The sequence below is a fragment of the Amycolatopsis sp. NPDC054798 genome (assembly GCF_053611505.1).
Window position 1 is genome coordinate 128,241 of record NZ_JBSHAM010000005.1, and the last position, 20,605, is coordinate 148,845.

Genomic DNA, 20,605 nt, shown 5'->3' on the forward strand with positions numbered 1-20,605 from the left:
GTTCCGATGAAATCCAGTCACCGCAACACCTTTCGGGTCCGCGCAAACTATTTCGGTCGTGGCACGCCCCACTACCTTGGCCACATCCACACGCCGTTTCGTCGCGACGTTGGGACGTCGGGCGACGTGTCTGGCGGGAAGGGTTAGGCCGCGGGCGACCAGGACCAGGGGCGGGGCCCGTTCCGGCCGCGTAGGCAGGAGACACGGAGTACGGCTTCCCGGTGCGCGCGGGGGTTCTCGGCGGCGTGTTGGGCGAGGTAGCAGGTCATGCGGAGTTCGCGGATATCGCGCAGGAGCGCGAATCCGTCCCAGGTGGTGACGTCGTGGCCGTAGCGGTGGCAGAAGTCGCGGTACTCGTCCGCGGTGATCCAGGCAAAGCTGGTGTGCTTGATGGCGGTGGAGACGAGGTCCCATTCGGGTGGGCCGATCGAGGCGCGTTCCAGGTCCAGCAGCACGACCTGGTTGTCGTTGGTGGCGACGACGTTGCCGACCCAGGCATCGCCGTGCAACACGGTGTGCGGCAGGCCGGCGGGGAGGTGGTTGTAGCTCTCCTGCAGGGTGGCCAGGTGCTGGTGCAGCCAGGCGCGGTCGTCGTCGGTGAGGCTGGTCGCGGCGGTGATGCGTTCTTTGAGCCGGACGAACGGTTCCAGTGCGGAGAACGGGTGCTGCCCGGTGACCGGCAGGTCGTGCAGGCGGCGCAGAGCCGTCGCGACCTGAGCGGGGGTGCCGTTGTGGTGGGCGGGCAGCTCGTGCCAGAAGGTCACCGCACGCCCGTGCGCCTCGATGGGTTGGCCGAGGTCGTCGAGGGCGCGGACGGCTGGGATGTCGTGGTCGGCGAGCCATCGGGCGATGCGGACTTCCCGGGTGGCGGCGTCGAGCTGGCCGGCGCGGGCTATGCGGGCGACGATGCCGCCGGGAAGGCGGAAAATCGCGTTCTCTCCGAGCCGGATGGGCTCAGCGCCCCGCGCGTCGATGCCCGCCTGGTCGCAGGCGTCGCGCAGAATCTCTTCGGCTTCCTCGGTTCCGGTCGTGGTCACGACGCGGCGACCACCGTGTGGATGCGCTGGCGCAATGCGGCGACCTCGGGTGTGCGGCTGTGGCGGTGGGCGTAGCGGGACAGCTCGCGCAGGTCGTCGGCGGCCCGGCGGGAGCGGACGGTGCCCGCGGCGTCGAGCGCGGCCTGGCCGATGACGGCGGCTTCGGCGGGGTCACCGGTAGCCATGGTCAGCGTGGCCAGCTTGGTCTGGGAGATCGCGCGCGAGCGGGCGTAGGCGTCGGTGTGCCCGGTGACGGCGTCCGAGAGCCGCGCGGTGGCGTCGAGCGGCCGGTGCCCGTGGATGGCGAGGTCGAACAGGGCGTGGCCGGTGTCGCCGACGTGCTGGGCATGGTCGTAGTAGGCCATCCAGGGTGGATCGTTGGCCGGGGTGGCGTGGGCGAACTCGTCATCGGCGCGGCCGACGGCGGCGAGGGCGTCGCGGGTGCGGCGCATCTTGGCCAGCGCGCGGGCGTGGGCGGTGTGCAGCATCGCCCGCTCGGTCGCGGTGAGCCGGTCGGCGCGTACCAGGGCGTGCTCGATCCAGGTCAGCCCCTCGTCGGGTTTGCCGATCCAGATCGCGTGCCGCGCCATCGAGGAGAGGATCTTGGCGCGCAGGTGCCAGTCTCCGGCCTCTTCGGCGCAGGCGAGGCCGAACTGGAAAGCGTGGGTGGCGTCGTCGTGGGCGTAGGCGTCGAAGGCCATGAACCCGCAGGTGTGGGCCAGGTAGCCGATCGCGCTGCGCAGCGGACCGCGCAACGCCTCGTCGCAGCTGGCGTCGAGCAGCCCGGCTGACCAGTGCAGCTGAGCTTGGACGGCTTCGCGTGCCAGGCCGCCGCCGTAGGTGTGGTCCCAGCCCGCGAACACCTTCGCCGCGGTGGCGATCTGGCCGATCTCGGCGGTGCCGACCCGGGCGGGCACGGGGGTAGGTTCGCTGCCCTGCAGCCGGGCGGCGACGGGAGCCAGTGTCAGCGCGCCAACACCGAGGCCAACGCTGCGTAGAAACTGCTTGCGGTCCACGTCTGCCAGCTTTACCACCGCGCGCCGCCGGTTGGTGAAGCCCAGCGCGGCATCGGTGGAGGCCCCCAGTACAGCTCGCAGCGCTTCCCGGTAGAGCGCGCTGGGCCAGCGGATCACGCCGCGTTCGAGCTTGCCGATGTAGTTGGCATCAGTCACGGCCTGCGTCTCGTGGTGCACCGCGATGTGCTGATTGACCAGGTCAGCAAGCTCCTGACGAGACAGGCACTCGCCCGATTGCGTCGGAGACTCGGTGCGTTCCCGAGCCTGCCGGAGCTGATCATTGTCCATTGGTGCGGGCCGCCCTCCCACGTGGTGACCTGCCCCATCCTGACACAGCTCGTGGTCAGCTCAACACCATCGGTCGACAGGGGAGGATGGCAACCCTCCCCGAATCCTCCCCTTGACATCCTGCGTCCGCGCCTTGGCCTCGCAGTGGGCCCGGGTCAGGGTCGAACCATGGCAGAAGTGATCACCCGGCATGCCCACGGTCCACGCCGCGCCAGAAGCACCGTCGATCGCCAGAGCTGGTCAGCGGCGGGCACGTCGACGGGGTCGGCGCGGGGCGCGTGAACCGTGGCGGAAGGCTGGCGGGACTGTGTAGCCGTCGTGGTCGCGCTCGACAGTCCGATCGGCCGGATGGCCGAGGTTGTCGACCAGGCAGCTCGCCATCGCCCACCGCCCGATCAGCCTTACCTCTGCCCGTGCTGTTCGACCGATCCGTGGCCATGCAGCTTGTTCGACGACGCGGCCAGACGACTGCTGGCCGCCGGGTTGCGCCTCGCCGAGTTCGTGCCGAGCGAGCTGCACGAGCGCCTCTGGCCCCAGCGGCAGCGACGATATCCGGACGAGTAGAAGGAGCCATTCCGATGGACGAGGTACTCACCGCCACGCTGCGGCGGGCTGTCGTTGACCGCCTGGACTACCTCGAGGTCCTGGCCGCGACAGGCGACACGCCTTCCAAAGCCGCCTTGGCCGAAACGGAAATCGCCCGGTTGACCACCGCGTGGCGGCAGTTGCTCGACCAGCACGCACTCGACGCCCGCGGCCAGTGCGCCCGCTGCTCGCGCCGATGGCGCCACAGCGAGTGCACCGTGTGGGAGACGGCCCACCAGCAGCTCATCGGCGACGACGCACCGTCCGGCACTGATCAAGCCGGACGGCACCGGCAACGCCCCGTGACGCCCGCGCGGCAGCTCGCCGGAGGATGATCACCTCGATCCGGTACGGAACTTCCCGCACGGAGGTCACCGGCCACCGGCTGAGCCGAGCATTCCTCGGCGGCAAACGAGGACATGTTCCCAGGCAAGGGTTTTCACGAGAAATCGAAACCCTTGGCATCGTGGCTCTAGCCCAACTCGGTCTCTACCGTCTGCCGGTACAGCAGCTCGTACAGGTGTGCGCCCTTAATGAGGACCGAGGCTTCGACGGGGCGTTCGTTGTCGCTGTAGATGACACGCAACTGCCGGATCACCGGCGTCCCATCAGGGAGGTCCAGCGTCTCGGCTTCCTCCACCGTCGGGGGGCGTGCCGAAATCCGGTCGACGAAGGTCCGCTGAGGAAGGCCGAGGTCGGCGAGGGCCTGGGGTGCGCCGCCGCGGATTTTCGCGGCCTTGGCCAGGCTGCTGGTGGCGGCAATCTCGGCGGGATAGTACGACGCGGACAATTCCACGGGCTGCTCGTCGTGGAAGAGGATTCTGGTGCGGACGATCGCGGAAGCGCCCGGCGCCAGTTGCAATCCGTCGGCGATGTCCGCGGGTGGGACGACGTTGTCGACGTTGAGCAACTGGTAGCGGAACCGGCCTGGTTCAGGCTTGATATAGGCGGAGGCGTCGATGATGAACGGCTGCCGATCGCGGACGTAGACGCCTTTGCCGACGCGGCTGTCGAGGAAGCCTTCGTCCTTGAGCGCCTTCAGTGCGTGCTGGATGGTGGCGTTTGCTGCGCCGTACCGCTCGACGAGTTGCGCGGTGGACGGCAGTTGCGTACCTGGGCTCAGCTCGCCGCGCATGATGAGATCGCGCAGTTCCGCTGCGATCTGCTGATGCCGGGGCCGGATGTCACGGGTGCGAGGCAAGTCCGACTCCTGGAGACGCTGTCAGGGCGGTCATGGCGTCAGCTCGTATCGCAACCGTCGCCCGTCCGCCATCATCGTCATCACGCTGGCTTCGACGGGCAGATCGTTCTCGGTAACAAGCGCGCGGGCGAGCAGCAGCACACACGACGGGTCGTCCAGCTCCAGCACGGCCCGTTCGTCTGGTGTGGCCAAGCGTGCGCTGACGTCTTCGCGGACGCGGCGAGGCGGATGTCCGAGGTCGGCCAGGAGAGCGACAGCACCGCCGGGGATCTTGCGGGGCTCGGTCAGCCTGGTGCCCCGAGCGATGTTCGCGGGGTAGTACGAGTCGACAAGCTCGACCGGATGGTCGTTGAACAGCATGAGGCGGCGTCGGACGACCACCGCTTCGCCCTCATTCAGGCCCAGCATGTCGGCGACCGTCGCGGAGGCGACCATCTCGTCAACACTCAGCAACCTTTGAGTTCCCGTGCCGCCACGCTGTGCCGCCTCGGCGCCCCAGGCGTCGCCCCGTTGGCCGCTCACGTAAGGCATCGACACGCTCGTCCACGGGCCGGCGCTCGCCATCGCTCGCCCTCCTTGTGTCTCGCGGTGGGAGGTACTCCCACCGTCGACCTTAGTCGTAAGGCAGCAAGGCCACGCTCGACGCTCATCCATCCACCTTGTCACCTTTCTGATATCGCAGTAAGGTTCACTTGTAGTGAAGGTACTACAGATCGTCACCGACTCCGTTCGACCCCCAACCATTCCGGCCGCTGCGCCATCCGGGCCGGCAAGACAGTTCGGCCGCCCGCGCACATCGTCCGAGTGCCGTTCGGCATGACCGAGGAAGGAGGGCTACATGAAGGCCACTGAGGAGAAGTGTGTGGCGGACGGCCAGATCACCATCTCGCAGTCGTTCGGCTTCAGCGCCAGCCACGAACTAAGGCAGCTACCGGCCAGTCACAAGTGTCGCCGCAATCACGGCCACAACTACACGGTGACCGCCTCGGCGCTCGTGCACGATGACGGCCCCGGAGACCTGTCGCCACTCGGGGACCATCTGGCCGCGACGTTCGACCACCGGTTGCTCAACGAACAGGTCACCTTCCATCCGACGAGCGAGCTTCTCGCTGCACACCTTGTTGAGTGGTTCCGGGACAACATGGAATCGGCAATGCCGATCACGCTGGTCGAGATGGTGGTGTCGGAGACCGCGACCACGTCAGCGCGCTGTGACGGCGTCACCGGCGAGGTGACGATCTCGAAGACCTTCAAGACCAGGCACGGCGACGTCGCGCTGGTACTGGGGGCGGACGGACTCAACGAGGTTGGGTTCATCACCGATTTCGGTGACCTGCAGCCGTTCGGAACGTACCTCCAGGCGTCTGACGCCGACGCGGGGCTACGTGCTGCTGGCCCTGCACTGGTCGCCCACCTGGCTGGCTGGTTCGTCGACAACGTCGAGCCGAAGATCCGCGGTCGACTCGTATCCCTACGGGTCGACTCGGGGACGACCACCGGCCTGTGGGAACGAGGCGATGCGTCGTGAGTACCCCGGCTTTGCCTCTCGAACGGGTAGAGGGTTCCGCGATTCTCACGGAGAAGTTCGAGTCGTTCCAGGGCGAAGGCCCGTGGACCGGGCAGCGCTGCGTGTTCGTCCGGTTCTCCCGGTGCAACCTCCGGTGCAGCTTCTGTGACACCCCAGAAAGCTGGGACTGGAGCAGATACAACCCGGCCGAGGTCAGCGACAGAGTCCCCATCGCCGAGTTGGTGTCGTGGGTGCGCGAGCGCGGCGTGGACATGATGGTGATCACCGGCGGGGAGCCGATGTTGCAGCAGCCCGCCATGACCGCCCTCGCCCGCGGCCTGGCGAACGTGCGGGTACAGGTCGAAACCAACGGCACGGTTGCGCCCACACCGGAACTTGCCTCCTTGGTCGATCTCTGGGTGGTGAGTCCGAAACTCGCGAACTCCGGAATGACCTACTCCACCCGAATCAAGCCCGGTGCCCTCTCGGCGTTGACCACGACAGACCGCGCGGTGTTCAAGTTCGTTGTCACCGAACCCGATCGCGACCTCGACGAGATCGCCCGGCTCGTCGAGGAGCATCAGCTGGCTCCGGTGTGGGTGATGCCGGAAGGCACCACCCAGGAGAAGGTTCTGGCCGGTATGGACGCGCTCTACGGCCCGGCCACTGATCGCGGGTGGAACGTCTCCACCCGCCTGCACATCCTGACCGGAGCGCGGTGACACCAATGCCCAGACCGAGCGTTGGATCGCGCGGTTTCCCACGTCAGCGCCAAAACCCAGTGACCTCCGCGCGCCGGGGCACTACGAGCCGCCGCTGCTGACGTCTTTGACCTATTTACCGAACCCGGAAGCGAGGCGAAGTCCGTGACCAACACCCTCGACAGGCTGGCTTCCAGCGACAGCCAGGATCTGGTGTCGCCGGGCCCGGTCGACACCGAGCGCGTTGCCGATCTTGTCGGCCAGCTCCTCGCCGCGATCGGCGAGGACCCCGGACGGGAGGGCCTGTCGGACACGCCGGCCAGGGTCGCCGCGTGGTGGAGCGATTTCTTTTCCCCGGACCCGTCGTCCGCGCCGACCTGCTTCACCGAGCCGCACCTGAGCGGCCAGTTGGTCGTGATCGGCGGTATATGCGTCTGGTCGCTGTGTGAACACCATCTGCTGCCGATGAACCTGGACGTCGCAGTCGGTTACGTACCGGAGGGCGAGGTGATGGGCCTGTCGAAGTTCGGCCGTATCGCACAGCAGTGCGCCGGTCGTCTTCAGGTGCAGGAGCGCTTCACCCGGCAAGTAGCTGACGAGATCGCCGTCGTGATCGGCAGTACCGACGTGGCGGTCGCGGTCCGCGGCACCCACCTGTGCATGAGCGCGCGGGGCGTGCGGATGGAGGCGGCTCGTACCACCACTCTGGAGGCCCGCGGACGGTTCGAGAGCGATCCTGTGCTTTCCCAACAGTTCCTCACTCTCACCACCGACAGGTGGAGGGTCGCCTGATGGCCAAGAGCATCGCCTTCTCCGCGATCGCGCCGCCCGACTACCTGGATGCCTTCGTCGCGCAGGAGCCCGCCAGCGTCCACCACGTGGCGGCCCAGCGTGTTCTGACTGACGCTGCCTATCGCGCGTTCTTCCACCGCGAGGCGCAGCGGGGCGCGGAGATCATTGTCGACAACGGGGTCTTCGATCTCGGCCACGCCCTGCCGGCCGCCGACCTGATCGCGGCGGCCCGCGCGGTCGAGGCCCGGGAGATCATCCTCCCGGACGTCATGCGCGACGGGCTTGCCACCATCAAGGCCAGCGACGAAGCCGCCCGCGAGATCCTCGATCTAAGCGACGAGTTCCGCTTGTGCGTCGTGCTGCACGCGGCAGACGATCACGAGTGGCTGCACTGCTACGACTACTTCGCCTCCAGCAACTACGTCGGAGCGCTCGCGCTACCGGCCTCCCGGCGTCCCGCGCCCGAAGACCAGCTCTGCCGCACCCGCTGGGCGGCCACCCGGTACCTGGAAGACCACGGCATGACCGAAGACGGCATCGTCTATCGGCTGCTCGGCCTCGGCCGTACCGGGCACCTCGAACTCGTCGAACAGCGCGAGCACGAATGGATCGCCTCGGTCGACGGCGCCGCGCCGGTCATCCTCGGCGCGATGGGCATCGAGATGCTGCCCGGCGGCCCCTACGAGAAGCCCAAAACTCCTCGGATCGAGGACCTGGGCCCCATCCCCGAGGAACGGTTCGACCTGATCCGACGCAACATCGCAGTCGTCCGCGAGGCGGCCGGCAGCAGCGTCCGTATCCCGGAGGCCGCCCGATGAACCTGCTCGCCAATGCGGTCCTGCCCGCACGCCCCGACTCAGCGTTGCGCAGTTCTCCCATCGCGGTGGACGGGCACACGATGGCCCCGGACCGCCTTCTGCGCTACCTCCAGATCAAGGTGCACCACCTGATCCAGGACCACGACTGGGACAGCATTCACGTCGTCGGCAGTTACGACCGCCAAGCGGTGATCTCAGAGCACGAGAAGACCGGCAAGCTGTTCAACTTCGAGCGCCCCACCGCCGAGGTCCGCGGCCGTGACCTGATCGTCAAGGCATTCCCCGGTGCCGACTACGTCCACCACTACGCGCTGATCATCGCCACGTACCTGTCCATGATGGGGAAAACGGCCGACACGGTCACCTACGAGTTGCCCGACCCGACGTTGTCCCGCGAGGCGGTGAGGAAGCTCGACCTCGAACTTGACGGCGACCTCGTGATCGTCGGTTGGGGCCTGGCGCACCTCGCCCCGCCGGACGGTGTGTGGAACCACGGGCACGGCTACGCCTGGCAACGCACAGAGATCCACGGCCGCAGGGTTGTCTACCTCGGTTTCCTGCACAGCATCTGGGGCGACGTCGCCGGGCGCGTGGTCACGCGCCTGGCGGGTCTCGGCGCCCGAGACGTCGTCTACGTCGGCAAAGTCGGCGCCTTGAACCCCGACATCGAGCCCAACACGCTACTTGCCAGCGGAAACACAAGCCTCGTAGGCGGAAGCCTCGTGACGTGGCCCGACTTCTTCGGTGACTTCGCCACCGCTCAACCGGGCGTGCACAGCGGCGTCCACGTCACCTCACCCTCGATCCTGCTGGAGAACCGGGACTGGCTGACCGAGTACGCCGAGCACGCCTTCGTTGATCCGGAGATCGGCCCCATGGGGGTGGCAGCACGCGATGCCGGGATCGATTTCGGCTATCTGCATGTCATTTCCAACAACCTCGCTCGCCATTACGCCGCGGACTTGTCCAACGAGCGTCATCGCGACGTTGTCCGGCGGCGTGCTGTCCTAATTAGACAGATCCAAGACATCATCGCCGACCGACTGGCCACCCGGCCGATCTGAACCCCTTGGAGGAGAATCACATGACGAACGCGGCACCTTTCTTCAACCCTGCGCGCGGGCGGGAGATCACGGTGGTCGGTATCGACGGCGCGGGCAAGTCCACCCTCGCCGCCCGCCTGCACCAAGCGCTCAACGAGGCCGGCCACGAAACGATCCTGATCGGCAAGCACAGCACCGAAGTCCCGATGGACCCGGAGTTGTCCGCCTACGTCGATCGGCTCAACGCCCTGGTCTATCGCCGCGACTCCCGCGTCGCCCAGGCGTGCGGTGACCACTACTGGCTGCTGGCGTTGGCCGCCTGGTACACCCTCCAGGACAAACTCGTCATCCAGCCCGCTCTCGCCGCCGGAACACACGTGATCCTCGACAACGCCCACCACAAGATCCTCGCTCGCTACGCGGTGAACCCCGACGTCTCCACCAGCCTGGCCGAGCAGGTCTTCGCCCACCTCACCGAACCGGACCTGGTGTTCTTCCTGCGCATCAGCGCCCGCGACGCGCTCGCCCGCAAGGGCGAATTCAGCTCCCTGGAAACCGGCCACTCCGGCGGCGCGGACGAGGACTTCATCCGCTACCAGGACACCGTTCTTGCGAAGCTGCGCGAGCACGAGCAGCGCGGCGGATGGCTGTCGATGGACGTGACCGACATGGACCGCGACGCGGTCTTCAAGACCGCCGCCGACGCGCTCGCCGACCGCCTCCAGCTCACCATCTGACCGACCGCAGCCACCACGAGGAACGCACCATGCCAGTGACCCGACCGACCGACGGCGAGTACGTGTGCCACGGCATCACCTGGGCGACAGGAGATCCCCGGCTGCTGCTCGCCCCGCTGCCCGACGGGCCGCTGGTCTACGCCGAGATCATGAACCAGCGACTCGGCTTTGCGGTTGGTACTGGCCGGTGGTGCACCGGCCGGTACCAGTTCGCCGACACGGTGCGCGTCGAGGCCGTCGCGTGTCCCGACCGCGCGCCGACCGAGCAGGGCGACCAGTGCGCCCGGTGCTTGCGCCAGGACGAGTTCCGCTTCGCCCACCAGTTCCACCAGGACGGCAACGTCCCCGAGGCCCTGCGCCAGTACATGGACCAGCTGCACTGGCTCTACCTCGCCACCTTCGCCGACGGCGCCACCAAGGTCGGCACCGCAGCCGAACCACGCAAGCAATCCCGCCTCGACGAACAAGGCGCCCTGATCGCCACCTACCTGACCAAGAGCCCCGACGGCCGCGCCGTACGCCACCTCGAAGACGCCATTACCCGCGGCCTGCAGGTGTCCCAGACCGTCCGAGCCTCCACCAAGCTCAAGGCGCTGGCCAACCTGACCGACCTGTCCACCGCGAGCGCGACCCATGACCACCACGTCTCCCGCGCCGCGGACGCGCTCGCCGCGATGAACACCCCGGCAACGCTGGAGAAGTGGACTCCTCCTGCCGAAGGCGACCGAATGCGGACCGCCAACGGTGTGCGGATGCTGTATCCACACGACCTGCGCGACGGTGAGCACGGCTTCACCGTCGTCTCGTGCATCGGTACCCAGGTGCTGGCCGTCGCGGACGGTGACGACGAGGTGAACTACGTGCTCGACCTCGGCACCCTCAAGGGCCGCCGCATCACGCTCGGCCCGTTCACCTCGCCCGCCGCCGCAGTCCAGAACTCCCTCTTCTAACCAACCCGGCCGGCTCGTCGCGTCCGTCCGCCAAGAGTCTGGCCTCCACCCCCGGAAGCGAGGTACCCGCGATGGCACCCCTGGACGCCCTTCTCGGCTGGAACGAGGACACCACCGCAGAGGCGTACGCCGCCTTCACCCGTGCCTTCCCCATGTACGCGGCCACCAGCCGAGACCTTGCCCGCCGCGCCGATCTCACCGACAGCCGCCTGGTGGTCGACCTCTGCGGCGGAGCCGGCGCGACCGCGGAGGCAATCCTCGAACACGTCCCGATCGACGCCCAGGTCATCTCCCTGGACAATGCCGCTGCCATGCAGCGCGTTGGCCGACGGACCCTCGCCGACCCGCGCCTGACCTGGGTCACCGCCCCAGCCGAAGACCTGGCCGACCACGTTCCCGGCGCAGCGGACGCCGTGGTGTGCAACTCCGCGATCTGGAAAACCGACGTGCCACAGGTCTTCGCCGCCGTCCATCAGGTCCTACGACCCGGCGGCCGGTTCGTGTTCAACGTCGGCGGCGGCTTTGCCGGGGTCCGCCACCCCGACGAGACCAGCGTGCGCACCGGACCGTCGCTGAATACTTTGATCCGTCAGGTCGCGGCCCGTGACTACGGCTACGCCCCGCCTCCAGCCGCCGAGGCAGGTCCCAAGCTGTCCGTGGACACGGTCGCCGAGCACCTGTCAGTCGCCGGGCTGACCGTGCTCGACACCGAGGTCGTCGCCCAGCACAGCACAATGGCCGAGAAGAAGGCGTGGCTGTCGATTCCGGTCTTCGCTCGCCCCGAGCGGAACTTCACCCACGTTCAGCGGATGGACATCCTCGACAAGGCGTACTCGCTGACCACGCCCGACACGCCCACCGTGACGAGCTGGCTCGTTGTGGTCGCACAGCGACCGGGGGAACAACGTTGACCGCCCCGCCTCCGACGAGTAGCCACGTCAGCGGAACAAAGTACTGCGACCACGCGGCCGTCGGCGTGCTCATCTCCTCACCGGACGGGCTGCTGGTCTTCGAACGCGCAAGGCCCCCGGCGGGCATCGCGCCGGTCGCCGGTCATGTCGACCAGCACGGCGGCCCCGAGCAAGCTGCCCACATTGAGGTCGCCGAGGAAGTCGGCCTGACCGTCACCTCACTTCACCTGCTGCTGAGCGCATGGCGGCCCAACCACTGCCGCCGGCCGACCAGCGACCACGTGGGCCATCAGTGGTGGATCTATCGGGCCCAGACCTCTGGCCCGATCCGGCCTTCCGCCCAAGAGGTGCGCGCACCCCGATGGCTGCACCAGGACCAGCTCCAGCAGCACGCGCACCGCACTGCGGCCTACGCCGAAGGGCGGCTGAGCGAGGAGCAGTTCACCGCGAACCCCGGCTTGGAGCCGGTATGGGTTCGATTCCTGCACGAACTCCAACTCGTGACGCTGCCCGACGACATCCTGAGTCTGATCGACAAGGTCCTCTGACCGTGCACCGGCAACGGGCCTCAGTGCGCCCCCACTACGTTCCCCACCGCCAATCGGCGCACGTACGCGCGGATACGTTCGCGGTCCTCGGGGAACACGCTCTCCCACGTCTCGTCCAGGTCGACCCACTTCGATGGCTGCCCGGTCTCCCCGCTGAGCGGAACATCACGGCCGACGACGGCGCCGTAGGACAGGCTCAGCGTCGGTGCCCAGTCGGCACGGAAGGAGCGGACAGCCACCGCGGCCGGCACAGGCAGCAGTTCGCCCGCTACACCGGCCTCCTCCACGAGTTCACGGGCCGCAGCCGCCCGCGGCGTCTCGCCCGGCTCGACCTTGCCGCCAGGCGGTACCCATCCACGCACGCGGTGCCGTACGAGCAGGACGTGGCTGTAGGCCGGGTCGGTGACCCAGACCTCGGCCGCGAGCGGCTCGATCAGCGTCTGGTGGGCGTGGAGCCACGTCTGGGCGTCATCGAACTCCATCGCGGCAAGGCGAGCATCGGCGACCGCCGCTTCCACGGTCAACTGGTCAATCACCTGACCCAGCCTAAGCCTACGTCGCAGCCGCCACGGACATTGCAGAGAGCACCGCCCGCCGTGTCTGAGCCCGCTAATGACCGCTCTGAAGGCTGGATGCCCCCGGATGATGGAATCGTCGGCGTCGAGTCGCCATGTTCATGCAGGTCAAGCCAGGTAACACCTCGTTCACACGCGATCCGACCGCCAGCTTACGGCGACCCCGACGCAGAGGCTCGCCGCTGCGGAGATCCGGGCGATGACGCGCATCGGTCTGCCGTCATGGGAGTCGCGGATCCCGGTCCCATCCTCAGCCCGAGCGGGGGCACCCGGGCCGTAGCGCCCCGTTCGCTCCGCTCCAGCGGCGCGCGGGTGCCATATCCGCACGCGAAGTTACAGTGTCAATGGGTTCGTTCGAGTCCGGGTGAACGAACCCGCCCTCGGGGAGGCCAGTCATGGCGCACATCACCAGCACGCACCCGTGGTGTCCCTCGCTGGACACCACCCGAGCTGGGGTAGCCCGGGTGCGGGACGCGGCGCTGGGCGGCAAGGACAACTACGCCATCGATCGAGAACTGCTGGCCGAACTCGAACACGCCGCCCCCGGTTTCGCTGATCTCGTGCGGGCCGAGCGTGCCTGGCACACCCGCGCGGTGCGCTACCTCGCCGCCAGCGGTATCGACCAGTTCCTCGACTGCGGCGTCGGCTTGCCCGCTCAGATCGACAACACTCACGAGATCGCCCAGCGCCACGATCCCGAAGCCCGGGTGGTCTACGCCGACGCCGACTGCATCGTGGTGGCTCACGGCCGCGCCCTGCTGCAAGACAACGACCGTGTACTGGTCGTGCAGACCGACTACACCTACCCCGAAGAACTCTTGCCCGCTGCGGGCGCCCTGCTCGACTTCAGCCGGCCGATCGCGGTGTTGCTGACCGATACCCTGCACCACGTCGACGACGACGCACATCCCGACAAGCTCATGGCCACCTACCGCGACGCCCTCGCCCCCGGCTCCGCCGTCGCGGTTAGCCACTGGTTCGACCCCGAAATCGGCGCGGGACACGACGCCGCCCGCGCTCTCGAAACCGCGTGGCAAACCCGCTGCCCCGGCTCCGGCCGCTATCGCACCCGGACCGAGATCGACGCTCTCCTTGACGGCCTGCAACTCCTGCCCCCCGGCTTGGTGGCGCTCGACGACTGGTGGCCCGACGGCCCTGCCCTGACCACACCGGCACCGACCCGCGCGCTGGGACTGGCCGCGATCGCCACCAAGCCCTGACTGACCTCGAGAGGGGCTCACAACCTCCGTTGACACGCGGGCGTCGGCGGATTAGCAAGCTGGTGGCATGCGGCGCAGAGCTGAGTCTCCGGAGGGATGGGTGCGTCGACGAGGCCGACGCGTCCGCATCGGGTCATCGCGGCGGTGTGCTCGTCGGCTTTGGCCGGCACTGGCCTGTCGGCGATGACGTGGACGAGGTGCGGTGTGTTGTATCCGATGCATAGCCGGCCGGGTGTAGCCGTCGCGAGCGGTTGTGCCCTCGGCGGACGTGGCGGGTCGAAGTCGAAGGTCGGCCAGATTGGCGGGCCTTCGTCGATCGGGGAATCTGCGTGGCTGGTGGGTGGTGGTCGTAGCTGGTGGACGGTGGCCAGATCCGCCGTGTCGGCAGGCGCCGGGTGACCCCGTGCGGTGTTCGCGGTCGTGCCGGAGGAGTGCCCGGTGCGTTTTCTACGGCCGGGTGGACGGATCTGGACCCCGGCGCTGACCAGGAGCGCACGGATGGTCTTGACGGACATCCTGTAGCTGCGGGCAAGGCTCTGCAGGGACGCCCCGGCCTCGTAGCGGACAGCCAGTCCCGGTGGCGGCAGTTGCATGCCAGGGCGCCGGGCAGCGGCGCTGGCGGCCCGGCTGCCCGTCACCGGCCCGGGATGCCGGTATCGGGGACGCGGACGGCGGCGAAGTGTAGGAAGGGGTCCTCCTGGTTGACCGGGACCGGGTCGAGTCCGGTCAGCCAGCTGCGAAGTACGAACGCGGGACGGTCGGTGAGTGGCTGGCCGATGCCGCGGTAGAGGTTCAGCGCGGCCGACAGGCGCATGCGGTCGCCGGGGTCGTCGGGGTTGGTGAGGTGGGAGAGCGCGAGGTAGCTGCCAGGGGCGAGGGCGTCGCGGTAGCGGGCGAGGATCTTGCCGGGGTGGTGGTCGTCCGGGACGTGGTGGAGGACGGCGGTGACCAGCAGGAGAACGGGTTGGGTCAGGTCGAGGGTGGCCTGCACCTGCGGGCTGGCCAGGATCATGTCCGGGTCGCGCAGATCTGCGTTGAGCACTGCGGCAGCGGGGTTGGGCTGCCGTTCGAGGGCGATGCCGCAAGCGTTGGTGACGACGGGGTCGTAGTCGACGAAGACCGCACTGACCCCGGGTGTGTCCGCGGTTCGGTAGTGCCAGGCGGGCCCGGTGGGCATGCCGCATCCGAGGTCCAGGATTTGCCGTACGCCGTGGTCGAGGGCGTGGTGCAGTGTTTCGGCGACGAAGGTGAGGTTGCGGCGCGCCATGACCGCGTGGGGCAGCACGAGGGCGAGTTGTTCGCCGAAGTAACGGTCGGCGGCGGTGTTGAAGCTGCCCCCGGCAGCCCAGTCGTAGGTCCGGGCGGTGTTGGGGTCTTCGAACCGGAGGAAGTTCGGCGTCAGCCATCGCGGAGCGGCGGTCGGTGGGCCGCTGGCGGGGTGGTTCATCGGCGTCGGTGTCCCGAAGGTGAGGTCGGTTAGGCCCGGGGTGCCGCGTGAACGACGCGCGGCACCCCGGGCGTGGGGTCAGGTGGCGTTGCCGGTGCGGGCGACGTGGTAGATCCAGTCCCGGAAGTCCGGCGAGCTGGTGTAGACATCCGGCGCGGTGCCGCAGAACTCGGTCGCCGCGCGGCTGGCGCCGCCGACGAGCTGCTGCACGCCGTTGACGGTGGCCAGGGCGGGCCCGCCGGAGTCTCCGTAGCAGCTGCCGTCCGTGCCCGAGGGATTGTCGGTGCATAGCTCGCCAACGGACATGGCCGCGTCCGCGCAGTGGGAGGGCGCGGTGACACGTGTGTCGAGCTGTTGCAGGTGCAGCGGCAGGTCGGCGCTGGTGCTGTCGGGCTCGGTCATGCCCCAGCCGTAGAGGCTGATCTTGCTGCCCCGACGGGCGGTGTCGCGCGCCAGTTGCACGGTCGGCTGCTGGAGCAGGTGATCGAGCTTGAGCATGGCGATGTCCGAGACCTTGTTCTTGGGCGCGCCTTGGGCCCAGTTCCAGCCGGGATGGACCACGATCTTGGTCACCATCGCGGTTTCTCCGCCGGAGAGCCGATCAAGACTGCCGACCCGGACGTGGAATGCCTTGTCCGCGGTCGGGATCGGCGCCGCGTCGGAGGCGAAGCGCCGGGCCGTGGACCTGTCAGCAGCACCTGCTGGCGGATCGGTGACGCAGTGCGCGGCGGTGACCACCCAGCCCCGGAACACCAACGCCCCGCCGCAGGTGTGGTAGTCGACGTACTTGGCGCCGTGCGCGGGCGCGTCGTACTGCAGCGAGGTGATACCGGCCGGCGCGCTCGTGGCTGGGTGCCCGCCGACGATCATCGGTCCGACCGGAGGCGGAGTATCGGCTACCGCTGCGGTCACCGGGGCGGTCAGCGCGGCGGCGATGCTCACCGTGACGGCTGCTGTGAACGACACGATCTTTCTGCTCACGAAGGTTGTCTTCCCATCTCTGAAAGAAAAGCGACGGTTTGTCCACAATGGATTCGTTGCGGTCCGGGCGGATCGGTGGCCCGCGGCCTGGATGGCTGAACGGCATCGGCGGCCAGCCCCGGCTACTCGACGACGTCTTCGCGTTCGGTCACCGCGTGTAGGGCGGGTTTGTCGTGTCCCGGCATGCCGGTCCGGCAGGGCTCACTGGGATTGTCGTTGCTGCCGCACGGGCCGAAGATCAGGCAACGGGAGATCTCGTTGGGGTGCAGCGTGCGCGCATGGTGCTCCAGCTGGACGAGCACGGCGGGGAAGACGCCGGTGTGCAGGCCGATGACGAGTGGTGTGCTGCGGTGACGAGCGCAGCCGATGATGGTGCCGCACGAGGTGAAGCGGACGATCCAGTGCTCACCGTCGCGGTAGAGGTCGCATTCGAGTTCGTTCAAGCCGATATCCGCCGCGGGGTACCGACGGTTGTCGTCGTTGAGAGCGTCACCGAAACTCGCGGGGTAGTAGAAGTTGGCGACGACGTCCGAGTCGCGATCGAGAATTGTCCAGCCGCGATAGGTAAACCAAGCGATCAGCGGATCGACGGTTCCGTCGTCGGCGGGCGGGCGCCCTTGGCGGCCGGTCCCGACGAACGGGTCGAGTACGTCCCGGACACGGGTCAGCATGGTGTCGAATAGGTGGAGCATTCGATGGTGGCCTTCCTTGGGGTGTCGGTGGGCGGTGCTGTGCGTGGCCTGCAAAGGGGCGATGGCCTTCGCGACTTCGGGCGGAGAGCGCGTGCGCTGTCGGCTGTACGGCAGCAGACACGTTCGTCGGGAATGAAGCCGTGAGCCTCGACCGTTGCAGTTAGTGCGGCTCGGGCGGACGTGTCCCGGACTCAGTGGCGTTGGCGTCGTTCGGTGGTGTGGGGCGAGAAGCGTGTCGTAGGTAGGGCCGGGTTCGTGGCCGTGCCGGTGGTGAGCGGACCGGGGGAAGCCGCAGCGTCGGCTGCTCGCGTTCCGGACTGGTAGCCCGGAGGTCGCGGTCGTGTACCGGCCAAGCCGGGGGTGGTGGGTGTTTCTGCTCGGCTTCGACGCGCGCGGCTATTGCCGCGACCGAGTCCGGGCGCTCGTTCCAGCGCCGTCGCCGACGGCGAGCGCGGGCTCGCACGACGAGTACGGTGCCAGCCAGCAGCAGCGCGGCCGAAAGGCCGACGAGGAGGGTCGGGCTCATCGTCAGACCGGTCGTCGTGGATCATGGTGCGCCCGTCCGGCTGGCGTCGGCGCGGCGTTCGGGAACACGTCCGACTGCGGCGAGAGTGTAGGGCGCGCGGGGGTGGCGGGTCTCCGCCAGCTCGGGCCAGCTCCAGTAGTGCCCGCGCTCCTCGGGCATCGGAGACACCGGCACGCTCATGTACGTGCTCCTGCCAGTTCGGCGAGATGCTCGGCGGCGCCAGCGAGATCCGACACCACGGCGACACGCGGTTCGCGGTGGACGTCGTCCGGGACGTCGACGTCGCGGGTGTTGACGAGCACGGCGGCCCGGCACCCGGCGGCGAGCGCTCCCCGGATGTCTTCGGGCACGCGGTCCCCGAGGTGCACGATGTCGCTGACCGGCACCTGGTGCTCGGTCGCGATCGTGGTCCAGCATCGGGGCTGGGGTTTGCGTGCACGCAGCTGGTAGCTGGTGTAGATCCCGGCGAGGTGCTGCCCGCACTGGTCAAGAAGGTCGCCCATTCTGGCGGGCCCGGCGATGCAGGAGACGTTCGACAGCGCCACCACCGGTGCCAGGGCCGCGAGGCGTTCCAGCGCGGCCAGCGTGCCGGGGTAGGCGGTGAACCCGCCTGTCGGCCATATCTGCGGCCAGTCGGAGGCGTTGATGAGCAACCGCTCGCGCACCAGCTCGGCGACCTCGTCGGTGAGTTCGGGCACGACGTGCAGGATGTTGCGGTCGATCTCGGCCGCGTTGTCCGGCGCCAGCGCGATGTCCCGCAGCACCTCCGCCGTGCCGGGGCGATCGAACGAGCCGAGGGTGTCGCCCACGTCAGTGGTGATCAGCACGAGGCACCTCGCACTCGACGACGTGCGGGTACGGCGAGGCGAGCCATCACCGCCGCCGCGATGACACCCAGAAGTTTGTGGAGCCCTTGGTCGAGGTCGGAGAGCGCCGTGCCCGGCCCGGACGTGTCCGGCTCGGAATCGGGCTTTCGCATCACGGTGGCGACCGCAATGAATGTGTCCTTGTGGTTGACCCGCTTCGCCAGCCACAACAGGAAACGACGACGGTCGATGATCCAGTGCGTCCCGAAGTTGATCACCGCACCGGCCAGCCGGGCACGCCACGGCAGGCGCAGGCCGAGAGTACGTGCGACGACCTCGGTGATGACCAGTTGCCCGGCCGCGTAGGTCAACACATGAGCCGTGGCCGCACGGCGCCCGACGACACAGGCCGGCACCGGGGTCTCATTCTCACGTGAGACCTCGGCTGCGGATTTGCCGTCGCTGGGGTACACCGGCTTGTCGCCGTGTAGTCCTTTGAGGACAGCGTCTTTCGGGCGCTGGAGCCAGCGATCCGCCCATAGATGCGACCCGTGGAACGCGCTGGCGAGTGCCCCGAACAGGGCGACCCGCTCCACGACACTGCCGGGGAGAGCCGCCGTGGTCATCCTGCTTGCTCCTGCGTACTGCGCGCTTCGTTATCGGAGCGCTGGTAGAACAGCTCGAGATAGACGTCCGCGTCTGCGTCGTCGGACTCGCGATCGACGCGGCGGGGCTGGTCGAGATCGACGCCCCACAGTTGAATCCCGCTCTGTACCGGATCGGCCAGCCATTCGGCAGCACCCGCGAACACCTCCGCGCAGTCGCGGCCTCTGAACGTCGTGCAGTCCACAGCGCCGCGTGCTGGTTGTCGGCGTGGCATACGAACCGAACCTTTCTTCTTCGAGATGACTTCGCATGTACGCGACCGGCGAGCGTCGGTTCTGCTCAACCGGCACCGGGGAGCGAGGAGGCGATGGACTCACCGCGGACGTCCGCAGCGGCCTGCTCAGCCATGACCGGTGTTCCGGTGGCAAGCAAGAATTGGCGCGCCGCCGAGACCACCGAATGACGGGCGGGCACGGTGTAGCCACCGGCGCTGGCACCGAAGCGCAGCCACGGCCCGAGCCGCGCCAGGTACGTCAGCCACAACCGCTCAGCGATCGCGGGAATATCGGCCTGCAACGTACGAGCGGCGTGCCAGGAGTTCAGCAGTGGCTCGGGCCAGCCCGCGGCAACGCCCGGTCGCGAAGCCACCACCTGGGCCGCCCGCGAGCACTGCGTCAGCATCGCGGTGAACACCTCCGGCGGGGGAAGCTGCCCTTTGACCAACCCGAGATCTGCCACCCAGGGCATCACCGGGGCCGGATTGCGTGCTGAGGAGGCGACCGACACCAACCGCAGCGCGGTCGGCAGCAGGGCGGACGCTTCACCCCGATCCACCGGATTCCGGTTCATCGACCGCGCGAATGCCTCCGGATGCGGAATGCGGGGCAAGGTCTGCCCGACATCCAGGCCGGCCTCGCGAATGGCTGCCAACAGACCCAGGCCGTGTCCGTGCTCCCAGCCCATGCGCATCAAACCCCAGGACGGTGACAGCACATCGGGCACGGCGTCGCCGGACAGCACCAGCGTGCGGGCTTGCGGGTCCACCAGCGTCAAACCCAGCGAAGGCGCGCACAGAGGTCGCAGTACGTGGATGGCCAGCAGACGCTGCCACCACGGCGCGGCCAACGGGCTGCACACAGCTCCCGGCCGCTCTTGCTCGCGCAGCCTGCGCAACGCCGACGCGAGCCGTGACTCCGCGGCCGGTGCCTCAAGATCCGCAGGCACGATCGGATCGGCCAGCACCACTTCCTCGGCGCCGACCTGAGCTGCGTGTCGCAAGCCTCGCGCCACGGCGGCACCCCACCCAGCACCCGGCAGCGTCAGTTCAACACGCGACCCCCACAACCGGGCGTTCTGGAACGCCACGCGCAATGTCTTGTCCGTCGGGACACTGGTGTCCACCAGCACGGTGCAGATCGGTCGGGAAAGCCCGGACGCCAACACCGCCCGCTCGGTGTGCTCGGCCACGAGCGCAACCGTGTCGCAATTGGCGCACGCCGGGAGCACGACCACCAGCGGTGGCGGTTCCTCGTTTCCCGTGAAGGATGGGACGGCGCGACCATCGGCGGGAGGGGGAGTCGTCGTGTCGCCGGATGGTCGTGCCGCCCCGCGCCCCACC

At 68.4% G+C, this 20,605-nt stretch carries 24 protein-coding genes; 12 read left to right on the forward strand and 12 right to left on the reverse strand.

Features of this window, described 5'->3' with window-relative positions; genetic code table 11:
* Positions 1-143 precede the first annotated feature (143 nt).
* Both ACWGIC_RS05355 and ACWGIC_RS05360 read right to left on the reverse strand, forming a co-directional pair.
* The gene (locus tag ACWGIC_RS05355; RefSeq protein WP_452074653.1) at positions 144-1,037 is read right to left on the reverse strand and encodes a phosphotransferase; all 894 of its coding nucleotides are present in this window, start codon (positions 1,035-1,037) and stop codon (positions 144-146) included.
* Positions 1,034-2,341 carry an XRE family transcriptional regulator gene (locus tag ACWGIC_RS05360; RefSeq protein ID WP_452074654.1) on the reverse strand — a complete coding sequence of 436 codons (1,308 nt, stop codon included), beginning with the start codon at positions 2,339-2,341 and terminating at the stop codon, positions 1,034-1,036. Before ACWGIC_RS05360 ends, ACWGIC_RS05355 begins: the two co-directional genes overlap by 4 nt.
* A gap of 318 nt (positions 2,342-2,659) precedes the next feature.
* Here ACWGIC_RS05360 and ACWGIC_RS05365 point away from each other — a divergent pair, with 318 nt between their 5' ends.
* Together ACWGIC_RS05365 and ACWGIC_RS05370 are read left to right on the forward strand one after the other, a co-directional pair.
* Positions 2,660-2,905, forward strand: coding sequence for a hypothetical protein (locus tag ACWGIC_RS05365; RefSeq protein ID WP_452074655.1), 246 nt, complete (start codon positions 2,660-2,662; stop codon positions 2,903-2,905).
* A gap of 14 nt (positions 2,906-2,919) precedes the next feature.
* Positions 2,920-3,261, forward strand: a complete 342-nt coding sequence (locus ACWGIC_RS05370; protein WP_452074656.1) for a hypothetical protein — start codon at positions 2,920-2,922, stop codon at positions 3,259-3,261.
* Positions 3,262-3,398: 137 nt separating this feature from the next.
* Here ACWGIC_RS05370 and ACWGIC_RS05375 read toward each other — a convergent pair whose 3' ends face one another.
* Positions 3,399-4,127, reverse strand: coding sequence for a GntR family transcriptional regulator (locus ACWGIC_RS05375; RefSeq protein WP_452074657.1), 729 nt, complete (start codon positions 4,125-4,127; stop codon positions 3,399-3,401).
* A 30-nt stretch (positions 4,128-4,157) separates the two neighbouring features.
* Positions 4,158-4,691 carry a GntR family transcriptional regulator gene (locus ACWGIC_RS05380; RefSeq protein ID WP_452074658.1) on the reverse strand — a complete coding sequence of 178 codons (534 nt, stop codon included), beginning with the start codon at positions 4,689-4,691 and terminating at the stop codon, positions 4,158-4,160.
* A gap of 274 nt (positions 4,692-4,965) precedes the next feature.
* Here ACWGIC_RS05380 and ACWGIC_RS05385 point away from each other — a divergent pair, with 274 nt between their 5' ends.
* The 9 genes from ACWGIC_RS05385 to ACWGIC_RS05425 all read left to right on the forward strand — a co-directional run bounded on the left by ACWGIC_RS05385 (position 4,966) and on the right by ACWGIC_RS05425 (position 12,134).
* Positions 4,966-5,655 (forward strand): 6-carboxytetrahydropterin synthase, encoded by a 690-nt coding sequence (locus ACWGIC_RS05385; RefSeq protein ID WP_452074659.1) that lies wholly within the window; start codon positions 4,966-4,968, stop codon positions 5,653-5,655.
* A complete protein-coding gene (locus ACWGIC_RS05390; protein ID WP_452074660.1) occupies positions 5,652-6,356 on the forward strand; it encodes a 7-carboxy-7-deazaguanine synthase QueE in 705 nt (234 codons plus the stop codon). Before ACWGIC_RS05385 ends, ACWGIC_RS05390 begins: the two co-directional genes overlap by 4 nt.
* Positions 6,357-6,500: 144 nt before the next feature.
* Positions 6,501-7,127: a GTP cyclohydrolase I gene (gene folE / locus ACWGIC_RS05395; RefSeq protein WP_452074661.1), complete on the forward strand. Its 627-nt coding sequence runs from the start codon at positions 6,501-6,503 to the stop codon at positions 7,125-7,127.
* Positions 7,127-7,945, forward strand: coding sequence for a hypothetical protein (locus tag ACWGIC_RS05400; protein ID WP_452074662.1), 819 nt, complete (start codon positions 7,127-7,129; stop codon positions 7,943-7,945). Before folE ends, ACWGIC_RS05400 begins: the two co-directional genes overlap by 1 nt.
* Positions 7,942-9,009 carry a hypothetical protein gene (locus ACWGIC_RS05405; protein WP_452074663.1) on the forward strand — a complete coding sequence of 356 codons (1,068 nt, stop codon included), beginning with the start codon at positions 7,942-7,944 and terminating at the stop codon, positions 9,007-9,009. The genes ACWGIC_RS05400 and ACWGIC_RS05405 overlap by 4 nt, the downstream gene beginning before the upstream one ends.
* Before the next feature lie 20 nt (positions 9,010-9,029).
* On the forward strand, positions 9,030-9,725 hold the full coding sequence (locus ACWGIC_RS05410; RefSeq protein ID WP_452074664.1) for a dTMP kinase: 696 nt from the start codon (positions 9,030-9,032) through the stop codon (positions 9,723-9,725).
* Positions 9,726-9,754: 29 nt separating this feature from the next.
* Positions 9,755-10,675: a DUF2797 domain-containing protein gene (locus ACWGIC_RS05415; RefSeq protein WP_452074665.1), complete on the forward strand. Its 921-nt coding sequence runs from the start codon at positions 9,755-9,757 to the stop codon at positions 10,673-10,675.
* A gap of 71 nt (positions 10,676-10,746) precedes the next feature.
* Positions 10,747-11,586, forward strand: coding sequence for a class I SAM-dependent methyltransferase (locus ACWGIC_RS05420; RefSeq protein ID WP_452074666.1), 840 nt, complete (start codon positions 10,747-10,749; stop codon positions 11,584-11,586).
* Positions 11,583-12,134: an NUDIX hydrolase gene (locus ACWGIC_RS05425; protein WP_452074667.1), complete on the forward strand. Its 552-nt coding sequence runs from the start codon at positions 11,583-11,585 to the stop codon at positions 12,132-12,134. The genes ACWGIC_RS05420 and ACWGIC_RS05425 overlap by 4 nt, the downstream gene beginning before the upstream one ends.
* Positions 12,135-12,154: 20 nt before the next feature.
* On the opposite strand, the gene ACWGIC_RS05430 is transcribed toward ACWGIC_RS05425, so the two are convergent.
* Entirely contained in the window at positions 12,155-12,670 is a 516-nt protein-coding gene (locus ACWGIC_RS05430; protein ID WP_452074668.1) for an NUDIX domain-containing protein, read from the reverse strand.
* 434 nt (positions 12,671-13,104) lie between these two features.
* Between ACWGIC_RS05430 and ACWGIC_RS05435 the strand changes: the two genes are divergently transcribed.
* Entirely contained in the window at positions 13,105-13,929 is an 825-nt protein-coding gene (locus ACWGIC_RS05435) for an SAM-dependent methyltransferase (protein ID WP_452074669.1), read from the forward strand.
* A 634-nt stretch (positions 13,930-14,563) separates the two neighbouring features.
* On the opposite strand, the gene ACWGIC_RS05440 is transcribed toward ACWGIC_RS05435, so the two are convergent.
* The 7 genes from ACWGIC_RS05440 to ACWGIC_RS05470 all read right to left on the reverse strand — a co-directional run bounded on the left by ACWGIC_RS05440 (position 14,564) and on the right by ACWGIC_RS05470 (position 20,454).
* A complete protein-coding gene (locus ACWGIC_RS05440) occupies positions 14,564-15,376 on the reverse strand; it encodes an SAM-dependent methyltransferase (RefSeq protein ID WP_452074670.1) in 813 nt (270 codons plus the stop codon).
* A gap of 78 nt (positions 15,377-15,454) precedes the next feature.
* Entirely contained in the window at positions 15,455-16,357 is a 903-nt protein-coding gene (locus ACWGIC_RS05445; RefSeq protein ID WP_452074671.1) for a S1 family peptidase, read from the reverse strand.
* Positions 16,358-16,479: 122 nt separating this feature from the next.
* The gene (locus ACWGIC_RS05450; RefSeq protein WP_452074672.1) at positions 16,480-17,049 is read right to left on the reverse strand and encodes a hypothetical protein; all 570 of its coding nucleotides are present in this window, start codon (positions 17,047-17,049) and stop codon (positions 16,480-16,482) included.
* Positions 17,050-17,751: 702 nt separating this feature from the next.
* Positions 17,752-18,402, reverse strand: coding sequence for an HAD family hydrolase (locus tag ACWGIC_RS05455; RefSeq protein WP_452074673.1), 651 nt, complete (start codon positions 18,400-18,402; stop codon positions 17,752-17,754).
* Positions 18,396-19,007 carry a hypothetical protein gene (locus tag ACWGIC_RS05460; RefSeq protein WP_452074674.1) on the reverse strand — a complete coding sequence of 204 codons (612 nt, stop codon included), beginning with the start codon at positions 19,005-19,007 and terminating at the stop codon, positions 18,396-18,398. The genes ACWGIC_RS05455 and ACWGIC_RS05460 overlap by 7 nt, the downstream gene beginning before the upstream one ends.
* Positions 19,004-19,231 carry a hypothetical protein gene (locus ACWGIC_RS05465; protein WP_452074675.1) on the reverse strand — a complete coding sequence of 76 codons (228 nt, stop codon included), beginning with the start codon at positions 19,229-19,231 and terminating at the stop codon, positions 19,004-19,006. Before ACWGIC_RS05465 ends, ACWGIC_RS05460 begins: the two co-directional genes overlap by 4 nt.
* Before the next feature lie 95 nt (positions 19,232-19,326).
* Positions 19,327-20,454 (reverse strand): hypothetical protein, encoded by a 1,128-nt coding sequence (locus ACWGIC_RS05470; protein ID WP_452074676.1) that lies wholly within the window; start codon positions 20,452-20,454, stop codon positions 19,327-19,329.
* Positions 20,455-20,605: the final 151 nt, after the last annotated feature.